Genomic DNA, 14,884 nt, shown 5'->3' with positions numbered 1-14,884 from the left:
CCCTCAGGCTGCGGCTGCTGCCGCGTCGACCACCACGCACGTGGCGATCAGGCCGTCCTCGACGGTCCACCGCCCGCTCAGGGTGGTCAGGGACCGTCCTCCGAGGGGCAGGCGGTTGTCGTGCAGGGAGACGTCGAACGTCCGCCGGTCGGGGTGGAGGGTCAGGCTCGCGTCATGGAAGCCGAGCCAGCGACGGGCGAGCGGGAACCATGCCTTGTAGACCGACTCCTTGGCGCTGAAGGTGAGCCGGTCCCAGTGCACTTCAGGGCGGCGGACGTACAACCCGGCGAGCCGGTCGACCTCCTCGGGCCGGGCCACCGCCGGCAACATGCCGTCGGGCAGCGCCTCGTGCGGCTCGGCGTCGATGCCCAGGGAGGCTATGTCGCCGGCGCGGGCCACGGCGGCGGCCCGGTAGCCCGCGCAGTGCGTCATGCTGCCGACGATGCCCTCCGGCCACTGCGGTTCCCGGCGCGGCCCGGGCAGGATGGGGACGGGAGCCAGGCCCAGTTCACCGAGTGCCGTGCGGGCGCAGTGGCGGACGGTCCGGAACTCGGTGCGCCGCGCCTCCGGTGCACCTCGGATCGCGGCCTCCTCGCCGGGGAAGAGGACCGCGTGCGGCAGATCGCGGAACACCTCCGCGGAAGCCACCGGGGCCGGCAGGATCCCTCTGATCACGGCCACGCCCCGTCGGGTGTGGGCTGGGGGCAGGCTCGGTCGGGCGGATGTGGTCAAATCTGCTCCGTGCGTTGTAGGACTGGCTACGGGTTCCGGGGCCGGTGACGATATTCGGTCATCTCCCGGTACCAGGCCCAGCCGGCGCGTTGGTGGTGACGGTGGCGATGAGTTCCCCGTCCCGATCGCGATGCGTACCGCCCCTCAGGGAACTCGGCATCGTACATCGATGCTTGGCCACCATGAGTCTCAATTCCCCTGGAATCGTGAACTCCACGCTACGAGGGACGTTCGGCGAGGAGTCTCCCCGACCATGCCCTCACGCTCCTCAAGATCACTTCTTGAGAACGCATTGACCCCGACCTTTTAAATCCCCGAAGGCCACCGCCTTTCCTTGGCTGAATTTTCGCCACCCGGGCTTGCGCAGTGATCCAGGTCACAACTGGCAACACTTGTGTCGCGAGACGGGCCTGTGATCAACTTCTCGAACACGAGGACGATCCGGACGAACCAAGTAACCCGCCTCTGGAGCCACTTCAACGCACCGCGCTTAAGGGATCCACAGAAAATGATCTTTAGCTTATCTGGCGCCGTGATCAACAAATCGGCAGGAAACTTACCTCTCGTTGAATTCGCCCACCCGAGGGCAAACGTTGTTCACTTACGGAGCAACAAGAACCGGACCGCGTCCTCATTTCTGTCCCAATTGCTGTCCCACGCCAGTGACGACATCGCGAATATCTCGTTCCGCTACGAGGAACCGACCGCCCGGCGCCTGAGAGAACTCGGTGCCGGTGCCGTCCACGGAGGCCAGGAGCGCGCCGTTGCGCCGACCGGCCGGCCGAGCGGGCCACCCTTCCCGGGAAGCGCCCGCTGATGGCACTCAAGTCGCTGAATCCGATGTCCGCCGGCAGCACGTTCGCTGAAGGCGCGCCCTCTGACGGCACGTTCCAGCGCGCGAACGCCTACGCCGCCCACGCCGGCGCCCACTCGTTGCGCCCCGCGGCCCGGCACGCGCCGAGCGCCCCCGCCCTGCCGCACCGCAGGCCCCCGCTTCACCGCAGGTCCTTCCAGGGATGCTCAAGCGCATTCCCGGAAGATGACTGACGAGCTGCCCAAAATCACGCGACAGACCATCGGGCCCCAAACAGACCCCATCGAGCCAAGAGGAGAGGCAGCAATGCCTATTGAAAGCCAGGAAGCAGAAGGGCAAGCAGCGGAAAGGCAAGAAATTCTCGCACTGGTGACAACCATCTTGGACGAAACCCTCGGGATCGAACTGGGCGACGACGTTGACCTGAACACCTCGATCGGGCCGGAGGGGATCGGCATTGAGTCGATCGGCATCCTGGAGGTGACCGTTCATCTTGAGCGGGAGTACAACATCGAATTCGCCGACGAAACGCTGGAGGCCCTGCTCCGCGGCACGCTCGGGGAATTCATCGACGAGGTCGTCAAGCAGCGCACGGCGGTAGCCACCGGCGCGAGCACGGAGAACAGTGGTTCTTGGTGATCACAGCAAACGACATCAGAACGATCCTCATCGAAGGCAGGACTCTGGCCGGTGTGGAGGACGTCGAGGACGACGCGGAAATCCTGGTCGACTCCTTCTCGCTTGCCTGGCTCGACCACAACCTGAAAACCGACTTCGGCGTCGAACTCGACCTTCGGGAAGTCAGGGTCGAGGATTTCTCCAGCATCAACCGGATCACGGACTACGTCAACGCACTGGCCGCAGGGAACACTGCGAAGTCAGGAGAAAGCCGATGACTGAATCCCATCGCGTTGTCGTCACGGGCTTCGGCATCTTCACCGCTTTCGGTTTCGGTGAGAAGGCGCTGCTCGACGGGGTGTTCTCGGGCCGTCCGTCCTTCCGCGATGTGACACGGTTCGACACCTCGCCGTTCCGCTGCTCGTCCGCGGGGGTCTACGAGGGCGACGGCCCGGAGATCCCCGACGTGAGCTTCCCGGAGGACGCACCACCGCGCCAGCATGACGCCCTGTTGGCCTGCTCACGCGCCGCGATCGACATGGCGGGCATCGCTCCGTCGAAGATCGCCGGCGCGCTCGTCGGCAGCCAGGGTGACTACACGCCGATCACCCGGTACTGGCGCTCGGTGACCGGCGGAGCGGACACACCTGACACGGCGTTCTTGAAGGACAGCGTGCCCGGCCAACTCGCCCACGGCCTGGGGGATGCGCTCGGCCTGGGGCCGCTGCGGATGACCTTCATCAACGCTTGCGTGGCCTCCGCCGACAGCATCATTCACGCCAGCCGCCTGATCAGCCGGGGACGCGCCGACGCGCTGCTGTGCGGCGGGGCGTATCTGGTCGAGAGGGAGCTGTTCGCCAAGTTCGACTCGGCACGCGCGTTGGCCAAGGACGGCTTCGTCCGCCCGTTCTCCAAGGACCGGACCGGCCTGCTGCTCGGCGACGGAGTGGCGTGTCTGATGCTGGAATCCGAGGCCAGCGCAACGGCGCGGGGCGCGAACGTCCTTGCCCGTGTCGCGGGTTGGGGCATCACCTCCGACGCCTACCACGCCAGCCGGCCGCATCCCGAAGGCCGCGGAACCGCACAGGCGATGGAGTCCGCGCTCCGGGTCGCGGGGCTCGGTTCCGACGCGGTGGACTACGTCAATGTGCACGGTACGGGCACCGCCTCCAACGACACCTCCGAGACCGCGGCACTGCGCCGGGTGTTCGGGGACCGGGCCGCGCACCTTCCCGTCAGCTCGACCAAGAGCACGACGGGACACACCCTCGAAGGCGCCGGGGCCGTGGAGGCCGTGATCACTCTGCTGGCCCTCAACCAGGGACTCATCCCGCCCACGGCCAACTTCACCACACCAGACCCCGCGTGCGACCTGGACTATGTGACCGACGGTCCGCGCCGCAAGAGCCTGCGACGCGCGATGACGACCAACTCCGCCTTCGGCGGGGCCAACACGGCGCTGCTGTTGGAGCAAGCATGATCGACACGCGTACCGAACGCCTCCTCGTCTCCGAGGCTCTCGTCGTGCCGTCCGGTGTCACGGCCGGCGACATCACGGTCGAGCCCACCGAGGCGCGCCGCGTGCCCGGCTTCGTGGAATCGGCATTCAGCCCCCTGGTCAAAGCCGTCATCGACCGCTGTCTGGCCGATGTCACGGGAGGCGCGGCCTTCGGCGACGAGGGCGCGCGCACCGGCATCGTGCTGGCGACCCTGGGCGGCGACGCGACCACCGCCGATCTCGGGAGCCGGCTGCTGGCGTCCGGGCAGGTGGCCAATCCCCTGCTCTTCTTCCAGTCGGTGCCGACGACGATCCTCGGCGTGATCGCCCGCGACTACGGCATCACCGGGCCGACGACCTGTGTCGCTCTCCGCGGCGACCTGCGCTCCGAAGCCCTCGACCTGGTCGACACGATCCTGGACGACAGCATGGATCAGGTGCTGCTGCTCGGCATCGACCTGGCGGCCGAGGACAGGGCGCTCAGTGCCCAGGCGGAGCTGACGGACGGCGGGCCGCACGCCGGCGCGTCACAAGTCGATGCCGCCGTCGCGTTCTTCGTACGCCGTGCCGACTCCGCGCCCGAGTCGGCGGAGGTCTCCGTGGCCCCCGTCGCCGATGAGCGGCTGGCGGCCTTCGGGAGCCTGGCCGGTCTCGCCCAGCTCTACTTCACGGTCCGCACGCGGCGTGCGGCGGCCGCCTCGGGCACGGTCGCGGTCGACGTGGGCTCCGCACTGGGTGAGCGTCGGCTGCATCTGCATCTGGGTGAGCCTCGATGACCGGATCAGTTGGGGGGCCTGTGACGATGAACGCGGAAGAACGGCTGGACGATCTGCTCACCCGCGCCGCCCGCACGCACCCGGACCGGCCGGCTCTCGTGGACGGCGACCGCTCCTGGACGTACGGGGAACTGGACGAGGCCGTCAGTAGCCTTGCCGGACGGCTGGCCGAACAAGGGGTGAAGCCCGGCGACCGGATCGGGGTCTTCATCGCCAAGTCGGCCGAAGCCGTCATCGCGATCCATGCGGGGTTGCGGGCCGGGACGGTCGTGGCGCCCCTCGATGTGCGCAATCCCGTAGTCCGCATCAGCCACATGGTGCGTCAGGGCGGCCTGACCCGGTTGCTCACCGTTGCCGCGTCCGAGAACGTCGCCCGGAAGGCGGTGGGGGGCGAGGAGCCTCCCGAGGTCCTTCCCCTCGAAGGCGGCATCGGTCTTCTGCACACGCAGGAGAAGGCGCCGGCGGAGCCGCTTCCCGAGCCCGCCCGCGAAGGCGGCTATGTGCTGTTCACCTCGGGCAGTACGGGAGTGCCGAAGGGCGTGCTGCTGTCGCACTCCAACGTCGCGCACTTCGCCGTCTGGGCCGCCGCGGAAACGGGGCTGCGTCCCAGCGACCGCATCGGGTCGCAGGCCGCCCTGACCTTCGACCTGAGCACCTTCGACCTGTTTGCCGCCGCTGTCGCCGGCGCGTGCACGGTACTGATGCCGGAACGGCTGAAGGCGTTCCCCGCCGATGTCGTCGACTGGCTCACCGAACAACGGATCACCGTCCTCTACGCGGTGCCTTCCCTCTACGTCAACATGCTGGAGCGGGGCGGCATAGGCGACGCGTTCCCGCCCGGTCTGCGGACGCTGCTGTATGCGGGAGAGCCCTTCCCACCGCGTGCGCTGGAGGCATGGCTGCGGCTCGCCGCCGACCGGCCGGTCTACAACTTCTACGGGCCGACGGAGACCAACGTCTGTACGTTCCTGCGCCTTCCGGCGACGTGGACGGCGGCGCAGCAGGCCACGATCGGTTCGGCGATTCCCGGCGATGTCGTGGACGTCTTCGACGAGACCGGGGAGCTCACGTCCGAGAGGGGCGAGATCCACGTCGCGGGCGAGACGGTGTTCCTGGGCTACCTGGTGGACGGCGTACTCCACGATCCGACTCGGCAGCTGCGCTTCCGTGACGGGGTCGTCCGCCGCGCCTATCCGACCGGAGACCTCGGCAGGCGCACGAGCGGCGGCGAGATCGTGCTGTCCGGCCGGAAGGATTCCCAGATCAAGCGGCACGGCTACCGCATCGACATCGGGGAGATCGAGAACGTGCTGCTCGACTCGCCCGAGGTCCGGGCGGCCGCCGTCGTCGCCAAGACCGGTGCGCACGAGGGCGAGCTCTGGGCGTACGCGCAGGGCACGGTGTCCGAACGGGAGGTCCTCGGGCTGCTGCGCACGCAACTCCCGCTGTACATGGTTCCCGACCGGGCGGTTGTGGTCTCCGCCTTCCCGCTCAACGCCCGCGGAAAGATCGACCGCCTGACGCTCGCGGCGGAGGCGACGTCGGAATCCTCGCCGCTGAAGGAGACACGATGACGCTTCCCGACGACTTCGACAAGATCCTTGAGGCCGCTCACCAGGTCGGACAGAAGCTGGCGCCGCTGGCAGCCGGCGTGGACGCCCGGACCGGCGACCTCCGGGAGCCGTACCACATCCTCGCCGAGGCGGGTTTTCTGACCCTGCTGGTACCGCGCCGGGCGGGCGGCGCCGGGCTCGGATTCGCCGACTACTGGCGGGTGCTGTCCGCCGTCGGGTTCCACAACGGTGCGGCGGCCCTCGGGTTGAACATGCACAACGCCGTCATCGGACCGCTCTGCGAATCGGCGGAGTCGCGCTTGCCGCCGATGGCCGAGGAGTTCCGCAGCTGGCTCTTCGACGAGGTCGTCAACGGTCGCAAGATCTTCGCGTCCGCCGCGTCCGAACCCGTCAGCGGAGCGAAGCTGAGCGGACTCCGGACCCGGTACCGGAGAACCGAGGACGGCGAAGGTTTCGTGATCACGGGCGAGAAATCGTTCGTGTCGCTGGCCGGCATCGCGGACTACTACGCGGTCCCCGCCCGGCCCGAGGACTCCGATGATCCGGGACGCATCTCGCACTTCCTGGTGAGCAAGGACGACCCCGGGGTCTCGTTCGGGGAGATCCACAACCTGACGGCGATGTACGGGACGAGCACCGCCAACATGACGCTGGATTCCGTCACCGTGCCCCGCTTCCGGTTGTTCCTCGGCATCGAGGGCCTGTCGCTGCCCAAGGTGATCCGTGAACCGCACTGGATGGTCGCCGGTTACACCGGTGCGTACCTGGGAATCGCCGAAGGTTTGCAGCAGGCCGTCGTGGACTACCTGGCGGGCTCGCCCAAGCGGGCGGAATCGGCCGTCGTCCAGCGCAATGTCGGGCTGATCGCCGCCCGCCTGCACGCGGCCCGCGCACTGGTCGAGAGCGCGGGTGAGGCCGTCGACCTCGGACGCGGTGGCGCCAGGGCCAACACCCTGATCCACGCCGCCAAGTACACCGTGGGCGACCTCGCCGCGGAACTCGCCCGCATCGTCGTCTCGATCTGCGGTTCGGCGGCCGTCAGCCGCTCCAGGCCGATCGAGCGGCTGCTGCGTGAGCTCCAGTACGGGGCGGTGATGCCGGCCAAACCGGAAGAGTGTCTGGAATACCTCGGCAAAGCCGCCTTCGGTGTCGACCTCCGCGACGAAAAATCATTCTCCTGGTGAACCGAACGAAGGGAGACACCTCATGACACAGGACGACGCGGTGTTCACACACCCCATGTCGCCTCGCTTCTACGAGATCGACCGTCAGGGCGTCATGTTCAACATGTGGTACCTGGCACACGTCGACGAGGCGGTGGACGGCTTCTTCCTCGCGCGTGAGCTGCCGTACGACTCATGGTCCGAGCTGGGCGTCGACGTGCACGTCGCCCATGTCGAGATCGACTGGAAGGGGGCCATCAAGTACGCCGATCGGCCGGAGGTGCTGGTCAGCACCGCGCGGATCGGGAAGAAGAGCTTCACCCTGGATTTCGCCTTCCGTTGCGACGGTGAGATCACCGCGACGGGCTGCATCGTCTATGTCGCGGTGGCCTCCGATGGATCGGGCAGTACTCCGCTGCCCCCTCGGTTGGTCGAGGCGCTGGGCGAGGTGTCGCTGCTGCGGACGGTGTAGTTCGGCGCGTGCCGATCCGAGAAGAGCTCGGATTTCGCGACCGCGCATCAGTCGACGGGAAATGAACCTCGTACTCAGGGGCAGTGATGACAAGATCGGTATTGGTGACCGGCGGGAACCGGGGCATAGGACTCGCCATCGCCCGAGAACTGGCCGCCGCCGGCGACGCGGTGGCCGTGACGTGTCGGTCGGACCAGGCACCGGACGGACTGTTCGGTGTGAAGTGTGATGTGACGAAGACCCAGGACGTGGACAACGCGTTCGCCAAGGTCGAAGCGGAGCAGGGGCCCGTCGAGGTACTGGTTTCCAACGCCGGCATCACTCGGGACAAGCTCCTGCCGATGATGCGTGAAGAGGACTTCGAGGCGGTGCTCGACACCAATCTGACGGGGGCCTACCGAGTCGCCAAGCGGGCGGCGAGGAACATGATCCGCGCACGCGCGGGGCGGATCATCTTCGTCTCCTCGGTGGTCGCGTTCACCGGTCAGAGCGGCCAGGCGAATTACGCCGCGTCGAAGTCGGGGCTGGTCGGACTGGCTCGCTCGCTCGCCCGTGAACTGAGTCCGCGGAACATCACCGTGAATGTGGTCGCGCCCGGTTTCGTCGACACGGATATGACCGCGGGACTCAGCGACCAGATCAAGGCGGCCGCGAGGGATCGCATTCCGCTGGGCCGCACCGCCTCCCCCGAGGAAGTCGCCGGGGTCGTGCGTTTCCTGGCCGGCCCCGACGCCGGTTACGTCACCGGAACCGTCATCCCGGTCGACGGCGGCCTGGCCATGGGACTTTGAGAGGAAGCCGTTCATGGGAATCCTTGAGGGCAAGAGAATTCTGGTCACCGGAGTGCTCACCCAGAACTCCATAGCGTTCCATGTCGCGAAAATCGCGCAGGAGGAAGGGGCGCAGATACTCCTCACCGCCTATCCCCGCCGCACGCTGACGGAACGCATCGCCAAGCGTCTTCCCTCGGGGCCGGACGCCTCGTTGCCGGTCATCGAACTCGACGTGACGAACGCGACGCAGTTGGCGGAGCTGCCGGACCGGATACGCGAACATGTATCCGGCCTGGACGGCGTGGTGCATGCGATCGGAGCCGCTCCGCAGACGGCGCTCGGCGGAAATTTCCTCAACGCCTCGTGGGAGGACGTGGGTTCGGCGATACACGCCTCGACCTACTCCCTGAAATCTCTGGCCGTGTCCTGCCTCCCCCTGATGAAGGACGGCGGCGGCTCCATCGTGGGCCTGGACTTCGACGCGTCCCAGGCATGGCCGCTCTATGACTGGATGGGCGTCGCCAAGGCGGGACTCGAATCCTGCGCCCGCTACCTGGCGAAATATGTCGGGCCTCAGGGTGTCCGGGTCAATCTGGTGGCGGCCGGTCCGCTGGACACTCCGGCCGCCCAGGGCATTCCCGGATTCCACGATGTGGCCGATGTCTGGTCCGAACGTGCGCCGCTGGGCTGGAAGACCTCCGATCCCGTCCCGGCGGCCAAGGCGTGTGTCGCGCTCCTGTCGGACTGGTTCCCCGCGACCACCGGGGAAATCGTCCACGTCGACGGCGGGGTCAACGTCATCGGCGCCTGATTGGTCATCACGCTTTGAACGTCACGCTCTATTTCGGATAAGGAGATCGACAATGGCAGAGATCACCGACGATGTTCGGGAAAATGTGCAGAAGATCGTCTACGACGTTCTGGAAGTCGGGCCCGAAGACCTCACGGAAACGACGCTGTTCGTCGATGAGATCGGCGCCGACTCACTCGCGATCATCGAGATCCTGACGACCATCGAGGACAGTCTCGGCATAGCCATCGACCAGGCCGAGGCCAAGCGCATGGTGAACCTGGCCACCATCTTCGAAGTCCTGGCCGAGGCATGACCGCCAGGCCTGAGCGGGTTGTCGTCACCGGCCGTGGCGTGGTGTCGAGCATCGGCATCGGCGCGGCGGAATTCGCCGAGGGGCTGCGGGCCGGTCGGAACGAAGTCGCGCCCATCACCGCGTTCGACACCACGGGATTCGCCTACGCCAACGGATCCGAGGTAACGGGGTTCGATCCCGCCGGCTGGATCACCCGGACCCCGGTGGAGACGCTCGGCCGGGCCAGTGCCTTCGCCGTCGCCGCCGCGCACATGGCCCTGACCGAGGCCGGACTGTCCGGCGAGCAGCTGCGGGACCGTCCGGGCCATATCGCCGTCGGCACCGCCGACGGCGAATCGCAGGACATCGACGCACTGGCCGCCGAGACGGTCGCGCGCGGAGTGGACGCGGTGGACCCGGCGCTCGTCGAACGCGCCGGGACCCATCGGCTGTCCGCCTCCATCGCATGGGAGTTGGGGCTGGAGGACGTGGCCCCGATGACGTTCGCCACCGCCTGCTCGGCGGGCAACTACGCGATCGGAGACGGGCTCGACGCCATCCGGCTCGGCGACGCCGACTACGCCCTGGTCGGCGGCGTCGACGCGATCTGCCGCCGGTCGTTCGCCTCGTTCTACCGGCTGGGCATCATGTCTCCCGACCGGTGCCGCCCGTTCGACGCCGACCGCCAGGGCATCCTCAGCAGCGAGGGCGCGGGGATCCTGCTTCTGGAAAGCCTGACCTCGGCACGGGCTCGCGGGGCGACCATCTACGCGGAGGTGCTCGGCTACGGGTTGAACTGCGACGCTCACCACTCGTTCGCACCCGAGGAGAAGAGCATCCAGGCGTGTATGGAAATGGCACTCCGCGACGCCGGTGTACGGCCGGACGAGGTGGACCTGATCTCGGCACACGGGACCGGCACCAAGTCCAACGACGAGACGGAGGTACGCGCGATCAAATCCGTCTACGGCGACCGGCCGCCACCCGTCGTCTCCCTGAAGTCGATGCTCGGTCACACGATGGGCGCGTCCAGCGCGCTCGGCGCGATCGCCTCCTCGATCGCGATCACCGAGGGCTTCATCCCGCCGACGGTCAACCACCGGACGCCGGACCCGGAGTGCGACATCAACTGCGTCCCCAACCAGTCGGTTCCGGCTGATCTGAGGATCGTGCAGAACAACGGCTTCGCCTTCGGCGGCAACAACGCCATCGTCCTGCTGGGCCGCTACGAGGAACCTCAATGATCATTACTGCTTGGTCGGCCATGTCCCCGCACGGCACCAGCGACACGGACTTCGCGCAGAGCGCCGTGTCGGGCCGTCCGCTTCCCGACGGGCCCCGGCCGGTGCCGGACTTCGAACCGCGAGAGTTCCTCGGACGTCAGGGCACCCGGGCCATGAGCCGCGCCACGGCGCTCGCCGTGGCGACCGCCGCCCGTCTGCTCACCGAGGACGACGACCCCGCGCGTACGGGGCTGGTGCTGGGCACGACGAACGGCAGCGCGCAGAGCATCCTGGACGTCAACCGTGCCTCGCGGCTGCGCGACAAGCCGTTCCTCATCCAGCCGTCGACCATCCAGAACGCGGCCATGAACAGCATCGCCGGCCAGACCGCGATCTGGCACGGCCTCAGGGGACCGAACGCCACCCTCGCCGGGGGCAGGACGACCGGGTTGTCGGCCCTCGGATACTGCCGACGCCTGCTGCTGACGGGCCGTGCGGACACCATCCTCGCCGGTGCCGCCGAGGAGCTCACCGAGGCCCGTTCCTGGGTTCGTGACGACACCGCCCCGCTGGCGGAGGGCTGCGCCATGCTCCGACTGGAGCCGAGCGGTCCGGAACCGAGCAGTCCGGGGGCGAGCGGTCTGGAGCCGAGCGCCTCCCACGGCTTGGCCGAAGTACTCGCCGTCACCTCACTGGTGGTGACGGACGGCGACCTGGGTGCGGCGGTGCTCAAAGCAGCGAACAGGGTTCTTACCCGTACGTCGACATCCCCCGACCGCGTGTGGGCCGCCATCGGCTCGGGAACCACGGATGACGCGGAGTCCAAGGCCCTGGCCATGGTGTGCCCGGATGCGACGTTGCTGCCGCCGATCACGGAATCGCTGGGCCACGTCCATTCCGCTTCGGGTCCCTTCCAGCTGGCGGCCGTTCTGAGCCACGCCGCCGCCTCAGGTCCCGCCGACCGACTCGCATTGCTGACCTCGGTCGAACCCCAGGGCATCGCGGTCGCCGCTGTCCTCCGAGTCAAGGGAGAAACCATTGTCACTTGAGACCGCCTTCGCCGTCACACCTGCGAGCTCGGGCTTCCGAGGTACGGTCGGCGAGGAATGGATGTTCGCGGGCCGTGTCTTCGGCGGCTGCGTAGCGGCGTTCGCGAGCGAGGTGGCCAGGGCCGCCGCACCGCATCTCGTCCTCGGCGGCATCCAGGGCTCATATCCCCGAGCGGCCTCCCCCGGCCCCATCGAGGGCCGCGTCGAGACCATCCGGGAGGGCAAGAGCTCCCACCTGCTCCGCATCGACCTGATCCAAGGCGACGAACTGGTCTTCACGGCTGACGCCTGGATGCTCGACGGCCGACTGGTGCCGACGACCGACGAGCCCGTCGCCGGCGCGGAACCCCCGGAGTCGGCCCCTCTGGTGACCTGGCTGGAAGACGAGGTCGCCTTCTTCAAGAATCTCGAGGTCCGGGCGATCGACTACCCGCTCACCCCGGCCGGGCTGGGCGACGGCGTCCCCCGATGCGAGGTCTGGGTGCGGGGCCGCCCCGACCTCATCGGTGAGGCGACGCACGGGGCCGCCGTGGACCTGCTGGTCTTCGACAGCTTCTTGCTGGAGTGCGTGTTCCGCAGTGAAGGAATCGGCACCGTCCAGCCGATCACCCTGGATCTGGGGGTCCGCTGGACGCGGCACGTCCCCATCCACGCGTGGCGTCGCCTCACCACGTCGGCGACCATCACCGACGGCATCGCGCTGGCCGAAGGGACCAACCACACCACCAACGGCACCGTCCTCTCCACCGCCACCACGCTCGGAAGGCTGCTCCGGCGTGCCGGCACCGAGGGTCAGTCATGACCTCGCCGGTAACCCGGGCGCCCGCCGAAACACCGGTCCGGTTCGTACGGCGCCCGGTTTCCGCGACGTGCCGCCCTTGACGGTCGGCGGGGAAGGCCATCTGATGCTGCCATGAAGATTCGCATCGGTGTGGGGAACGTGCCGGAGCGCGGCGCGCAGCGCGACGATCCCGACCTGGCAGGTCTGGTGACGGATCTGGAGGCGCACGGGGTCGACTCGGTCTGGTTATCGGACCTGGTCTCGGCGCCGGGTGTGGTCGATCCGCTGGTCGGCGTGGCGTACGCGGCGGGTCGCACCGAGCGGCTGAAGCTGGGCATGAGCGTGCTGATCCTGCCCGGACGCAACCCGGCGGTGCTCGCGGCGCAGCTCGCGAGCCTGGCCGCGCTCGCCCCGCGCCGCGTCCTGCCGGTCTTCGGCGTCCGCCCCGCCCGCCCCGCCGACCGGACGGTGTTCCCCGTGCCGGACGGGCAACGCGCCGCCGTGTTCGAGGAGGCCCTGTACGTGGTGCGGGCACTGCTGACGCAGCCGCTCGTCACCCATCACGGCCGCTTCTTCCACCTGGACGAGGCCTCGGTCGCCCCACTGCCCGCCAAGCCCCTGGACCTGTGGCTGAGCGGCCGGGTCCCCGCCGCGCTGGACCGGATCGGGCGGCTCGGCGACGGCTGGCTCGGCAGCAACATCACCCCAGCCGAGGCCGAAGTCTGCCGCGCCCGGATCATCAGCGCCGCCGACCACGCGGACCGGACGATCGAGGAGGACCACTACGGCACCTACCTGACGATCGTCCAGGACGACGCCGACGAACACGCCGTGGACACCCTGCTGGCACGCCTCCACCAGGACCGCCCCGACGCGGCCGACCCACGCACCCTGCTCTGCTGGGGCTGGGACGACGCCCGTGAACACCTGCGCCGGTTCACCGACGCCGGCCTGTCGAAGTTCGTGGTCCGCCCGGCCGGCCCGGTGACCTCCCGCCGCGCCTTCCTCGAAGCGTTCACAACCGAGCTGACGCCGCTTGAGAACGGGTAACGGGCGAAGGGCGTCGACGGTCCAACGGGCACCGCTCTACGCACATCGGTCCCGGTCCCGGTCCCGGTCGTGGCCTGGTCCAGTCGTTCTCGAAGAGATAGACCCAGGCCTCGGACTCGGAGCCGGCGTCGTCGAGCATCCAGAGTTCTCCGCTGACGTGCTGACGCAGCGCCTACTGTTCGTCTATCCCGTCGATGGTGGCGTTGATTCGCAGGCCGACGAGCCACCGCACCAACATGGCGAACAAGGTCTCAAGGGTGGAGGCCACCAGCAGGCTCGTCCTTGAACGTCCGGAAGGCATCGTCGCCGACGGCGAAGCGCAGATCCGCCCGTGCCGGGGGGCGGTGCACGGTACGTGGTGCCGGCGCGTTCCTCACAACCGTTGACAGGGGCGAAGGCGAAGAGCCCGCCGGGACCGCCCAGAATCGCCAGCTCGCCGATGCGCAGTACCGGGCTGACGAGGAGGCTCGGGTGTGCCATGTCGGTGTCCGGGACGGCTTCTTCAAGTTCGGCGAGCTTGGTGACGTGGCCGTGAGTCAGTGACTCAGTGACTCGGACGATCAACCGATGACGAGCGGGAGTTTCGCGGCCAGGTCGCCCAGTTCGGCCTTCTCCGCTTCGGTCGGGGCCCGCCGTCCGGTACCGATCAGCAGCGCGTCCTTGTCGGAGAACGATGCGGGGAACGCGGTCCGGGCGATCTTCTCCAGCATCTCGCGGGTCCGGGCGAGCCCCTCCGCGGGCGGCTCCGCCGCGTCCGGCAGATGCGCGATCAGGTCGAGGTGGTGCAGCGTCCACTCCAGCACGTACGCGGAGAGGTAGTCGCCCGCGGTGAGGACGATGTCGCGGGTGCCTACCCGGAGACCCGGGTAGGCGAGTTCCGCGGCGCGGCCGGCCGCCGAGCCGACGTCGTCCAAGTGGAACTTGAGCAGCCAAGGCTCCTCGTACGCGGCGGCCAGCCGGACGATCAGCGCATCGAGCGGGTCGTCGCCGGTGGGAGGCGTATCCGCGACTTCCCAGTAGGTCACCGCGTCGCGGGTCGGTTCCGTTTCGGCCGGGGTCGCGAGGGTGATCAGGACGTCCTGAGCGTCGATGACCAGATGGCACACCAGGTCCCGCACGAGCCAGCCGGTACAGCCGGACGGCCGCGCGAAGTCCTCGTCCGTGAGTTCGGCGACCGCCGTACGCAACGCTGCCCAGGAGCGTGAGAAGAGATCCACATCGGCAAGGTAGTGCGGTGCCCCACGGCGGACAAGCGCATTTCGAGCGGTCGGCCCGT

16 protein-coding genes are annotated in these 14,884 nt (G+C 68.3%); 14 read left to right on the top strand and 2 right to left on the bottom strand.

Translation table 11 applies throughout. From position 1 onward, the window contains the following. Window positions 1–3: 3 nt before the first annotated feature. The gene (locus FCH28_RS07970) at window positions 4–675 is read right to left on the bottom strand and encodes a 4'-phosphopantetheinyl transferase family protein (RefSeq protein WP_136738971.1); all 672 of its coding nucleotides are present in this window, start codon (window positions 673–675) and stop codon (window positions 4–6) included. 1,096 nt (window positions 676–1,771) lie between these two features. On the opposite strand from FCH28_RS07970, the gene FCH28_RS07965 reads away from it, so the two are divergent. The 14 genes from FCH28_RS07965 (at window position 1,772) to FCH28_RS07900 (ending at window position 13,608) form a co-directional block, all read left to right on the top strand. Next, complete coding sequence (locus tag FCH28_RS07965) at window positions 1,772–2,185, top strand: acyl carrier protein (protein WP_136738970.1); 414 nt, start codon at window positions 1,772–1,774, stop codon at window positions 2,183–2,185. Beyond that, window positions 2,179–2,442 (top strand): hypothetical protein, encoded by a 264-nt coding sequence (locus FCH28_RS07960; RefSeq protein WP_136738969.1) that lies wholly within the window; start codon window positions 2,179–2,181, stop codon window positions 2,440–2,442. Before FCH28_RS07965 ends, FCH28_RS07960 begins: the two co-directional genes overlap by 7 nt. After that, window positions 2,439–3,644 carry a beta-ketoacyl-[acyl-carrier-protein] synthase family protein gene (locus tag FCH28_RS07955; protein WP_136738968.1) on the top strand — a complete coding sequence of 402 codons (1,206 nt, stop codon included), beginning with the start codon at window positions 2,439–2,441 and terminating at the stop codon, window positions 3,642–3,644. Before FCH28_RS07960 ends, FCH28_RS07955 begins: the two co-directional genes overlap by 4 nt. Continuing rightward, window positions 3,641–4,438: a ketosynthase gene (locus FCH28_RS07950; protein WP_136738967.1), complete on the top strand. Its 798-nt coding sequence runs from the start codon at window positions 3,641–3,643 to the stop codon at window positions 4,436–4,438. Before FCH28_RS07955 ends, FCH28_RS07950 begins: the two co-directional genes overlap by 4 nt. A gap of 26 nt (window positions 4,439–4,464) precedes the next feature. Beyond that, the gene (locus tag FCH28_RS07945; protein WP_169314083.1) at window positions 4,465–6,012 is read left to right on the top strand and encodes an amino acid adenylation domain-containing protein; all 1,548 of its coding nucleotides are present in this window, start codon (window positions 4,465–4,467) and stop codon (window positions 6,010–6,012) included. After that, window positions 6,009–7,196, top strand: a complete 1,188-nt coding sequence (locus FCH28_RS07940; RefSeq protein ID WP_136738965.1) for an acyl-CoA dehydrogenase family protein — start codon at window positions 6,009–6,011, stop codon at window positions 7,194–7,196. Before FCH28_RS07945 ends, FCH28_RS07940 begins: the two co-directional genes overlap by 4 nt. 22 nt (window positions 7,197–7,218) lie before the next feature. Next, the gene (locus FCH28_RS07935) at window positions 7,219–7,647 is read left to right on the top strand and encodes an acyl-CoA thioesterase (protein WP_136738964.1); all 429 of its coding nucleotides are present in this window, start codon (window positions 7,219–7,221) and stop codon (window positions 7,645–7,647) included. Window positions 7,648–7,733: 86 nt separating this feature from the next. Continuing rightward, window positions 7,734–8,438, top strand: coding sequence for a beta-ketoacyl-ACP reductase (locus FCH28_RS07930; RefSeq protein ID WP_136738963.1), 705 nt, complete (start codon window positions 7,734–7,736; stop codon window positions 8,436–8,438). A 13-nt stretch (window positions 8,439–8,451) separates the two neighbouring features. Then, on the top strand, window positions 8,452–9,231 hold the full coding sequence (fabI, locus tag FCH28_RS07925) for an enoyl-ACP reductase FabI (RefSeq protein WP_136738962.1): 780 nt from the start codon (window positions 8,452–8,454) through the stop codon (window positions 9,229–9,231). Window positions 9,232–9,283: 52 nt separating this feature from the next. After that, entirely contained in the window at window positions 9,284–9,526 is a 243-nt protein-coding gene (locus FCH28_RS07920) for an acyl carrier protein (RefSeq protein ID WP_136738961.1), read from the top strand. Next, window positions 9,523–10,749: a beta-ketoacyl-[acyl-carrier-protein] synthase family protein gene (locus tag FCH28_RS07915; protein ID WP_136738960.1), complete on the top strand. Its 1,227-nt coding sequence runs from the start codon at window positions 9,523–9,525 to the stop codon at window positions 10,747–10,749. Before FCH28_RS07920 ends, FCH28_RS07915 begins: the two co-directional genes overlap by 4 nt. Beyond that, complete coding sequence (locus FCH28_RS07910) at window positions 10,746–11,777, top strand: beta-ketoacyl synthase N-terminal-like domain-containing protein (protein ID WP_136738959.1); 1,032 nt, start codon at window positions 10,746–10,748, stop codon at window positions 11,775–11,777. Before FCH28_RS07915 ends, FCH28_RS07910 begins: the two co-directional genes overlap by 4 nt. Next, window positions 11,767–12,579, top strand: a complete 813-nt coding sequence (locus tag FCH28_RS07905; protein ID WP_136738958.1) for an acyl-CoA thioesterase — start codon at window positions 11,767–11,769, stop codon at window positions 12,577–12,579. The genes FCH28_RS07910 and FCH28_RS07905 overlap by 11 nt, the downstream gene beginning before the upstream one ends. A gap of 111 nt (window positions 12,580–12,690) precedes the next feature. After that, on the top strand, window positions 12,691–13,608 hold the full coding sequence (locus FCH28_RS07900; RefSeq protein ID WP_136738957.1) for a TIGR03854 family LLM class F420-dependent oxidoreductase: 918 nt from the start codon (window positions 12,691–12,693) through the stop codon (window positions 13,606–13,608). 560 nt (window positions 13,609–14,168) lie between these two features. Here FCH28_RS07900 and FCH28_RS07895 read toward each other — a convergent pair. Then, a complete protein-coding gene (locus FCH28_RS07895; RefSeq protein WP_136738956.1) occupies window positions 14,169–14,825 on the bottom strand; it encodes a maleylpyruvate isomerase N-terminal domain-containing protein in 657 nt (218 codons plus the stop codon). Window positions 14,826–14,884 lie beyond the last annotated feature (59 nt).

This window comes from Streptomyces piniterrae (genome assembly GCF_005048155.1).
GTDB classification, from domain to species: domain Bacteria; phylum Actinomycetota; class Actinomycetes; order Streptomycetales; family Streptomycetaceae; genus Streptomyces; species Streptomyces piniterrae.
Note: the sequence above shows the minus strand (reverse complement) of the source record. Positions and strands in the feature narration are given on the sequence as shown.

What these genes read in the sequence shown, in the direction of transcription:
- FCH28_RS07965 (WP_136738970.1), top strand. Translation starts at nt 1,772, where the DNA reads ATGACTGACGAGCTGCCCAAAATCACGCGACAGACCATCGGGCCCCAA.
- FCH28_RS07955 (WP_136738968.1), top strand. Translation starts at nt 2,439, where the DNA reads ATGACTGAATCCCATCGCGTTGTCGTCACGGGCTTCGGCATCTTCACC.
- FCH28_RS07950 (WP_136738967.1), top strand. Translation starts at nt 3,641, where the DNA reads ATGATCGACACGCGTACCGAACGCCTCCTCGTCTCCGAGGCTCTCGTC.
- FCH28_RS07945 (WP_169314083.1), top strand. Translation starts at nt 4,465, where the DNA reads ATGAACGCGGAAGAACGGCTGGACGATCTGCTCACCCGCGCCGCCCGC.
- FCH28_RS07940 (WP_136738965.1), top strand. Translation starts at nt 6,009, where the DNA reads ATGACGCTTCCCGACGACTTCGACAAGATCCTTGAGGCCGCTCACCAG.
- FCH28_RS07935 (WP_136738964.1), top strand. Translation starts at nt 7,219, where the DNA reads ATGACACAGGACGACGCGGTGTTCACACACCCCATGTCGCCTCGCTTC.
- FCH28_RS07930 (WP_136738963.1), top strand. Translation starts at nt 7,734, where the DNA reads ATGACAAGATCGGTATTGGTGACCGGCGGGAACCGGGGCATAGGACTC.
- fabI (WP_136738962.1), top strand. Translation starts at nt 8,452, where the DNA reads ATGGGAATCCTTGAGGGCAAGAGAATTCTGGTCACCGGAGTGCTCACC.
- FCH28_RS07920 (WP_136738961.1), top strand. Translation starts at nt 9,284, where the DNA reads ATGGCAGAGATCACCGACGATGTTCGGGAAAATGTGCAGAAGATCGTC.
- FCH28_RS07915 (WP_136738960.1), top strand. Translation starts at nt 9,523, where the DNA reads ATGACCGCCAGGCCTGAGCGGGTTGTCGTCACCGGCCGTGGCGTGGTG.
- FCH28_RS07910 (WP_136738959.1), top strand. Translation starts at nt 10,746, where the DNA reads ATGATCATTACTGCTTGGTCGGCCATGTCCCCGCACGGCACCAGCGAC.
- FCH28_RS07900 (WP_136738957.1), top strand. Translation starts at nt 12,691, where the DNA reads ATGAAGATTCGCATCGGTGTGGGGAACGTGCCGGAGCGCGGCGCGCAG.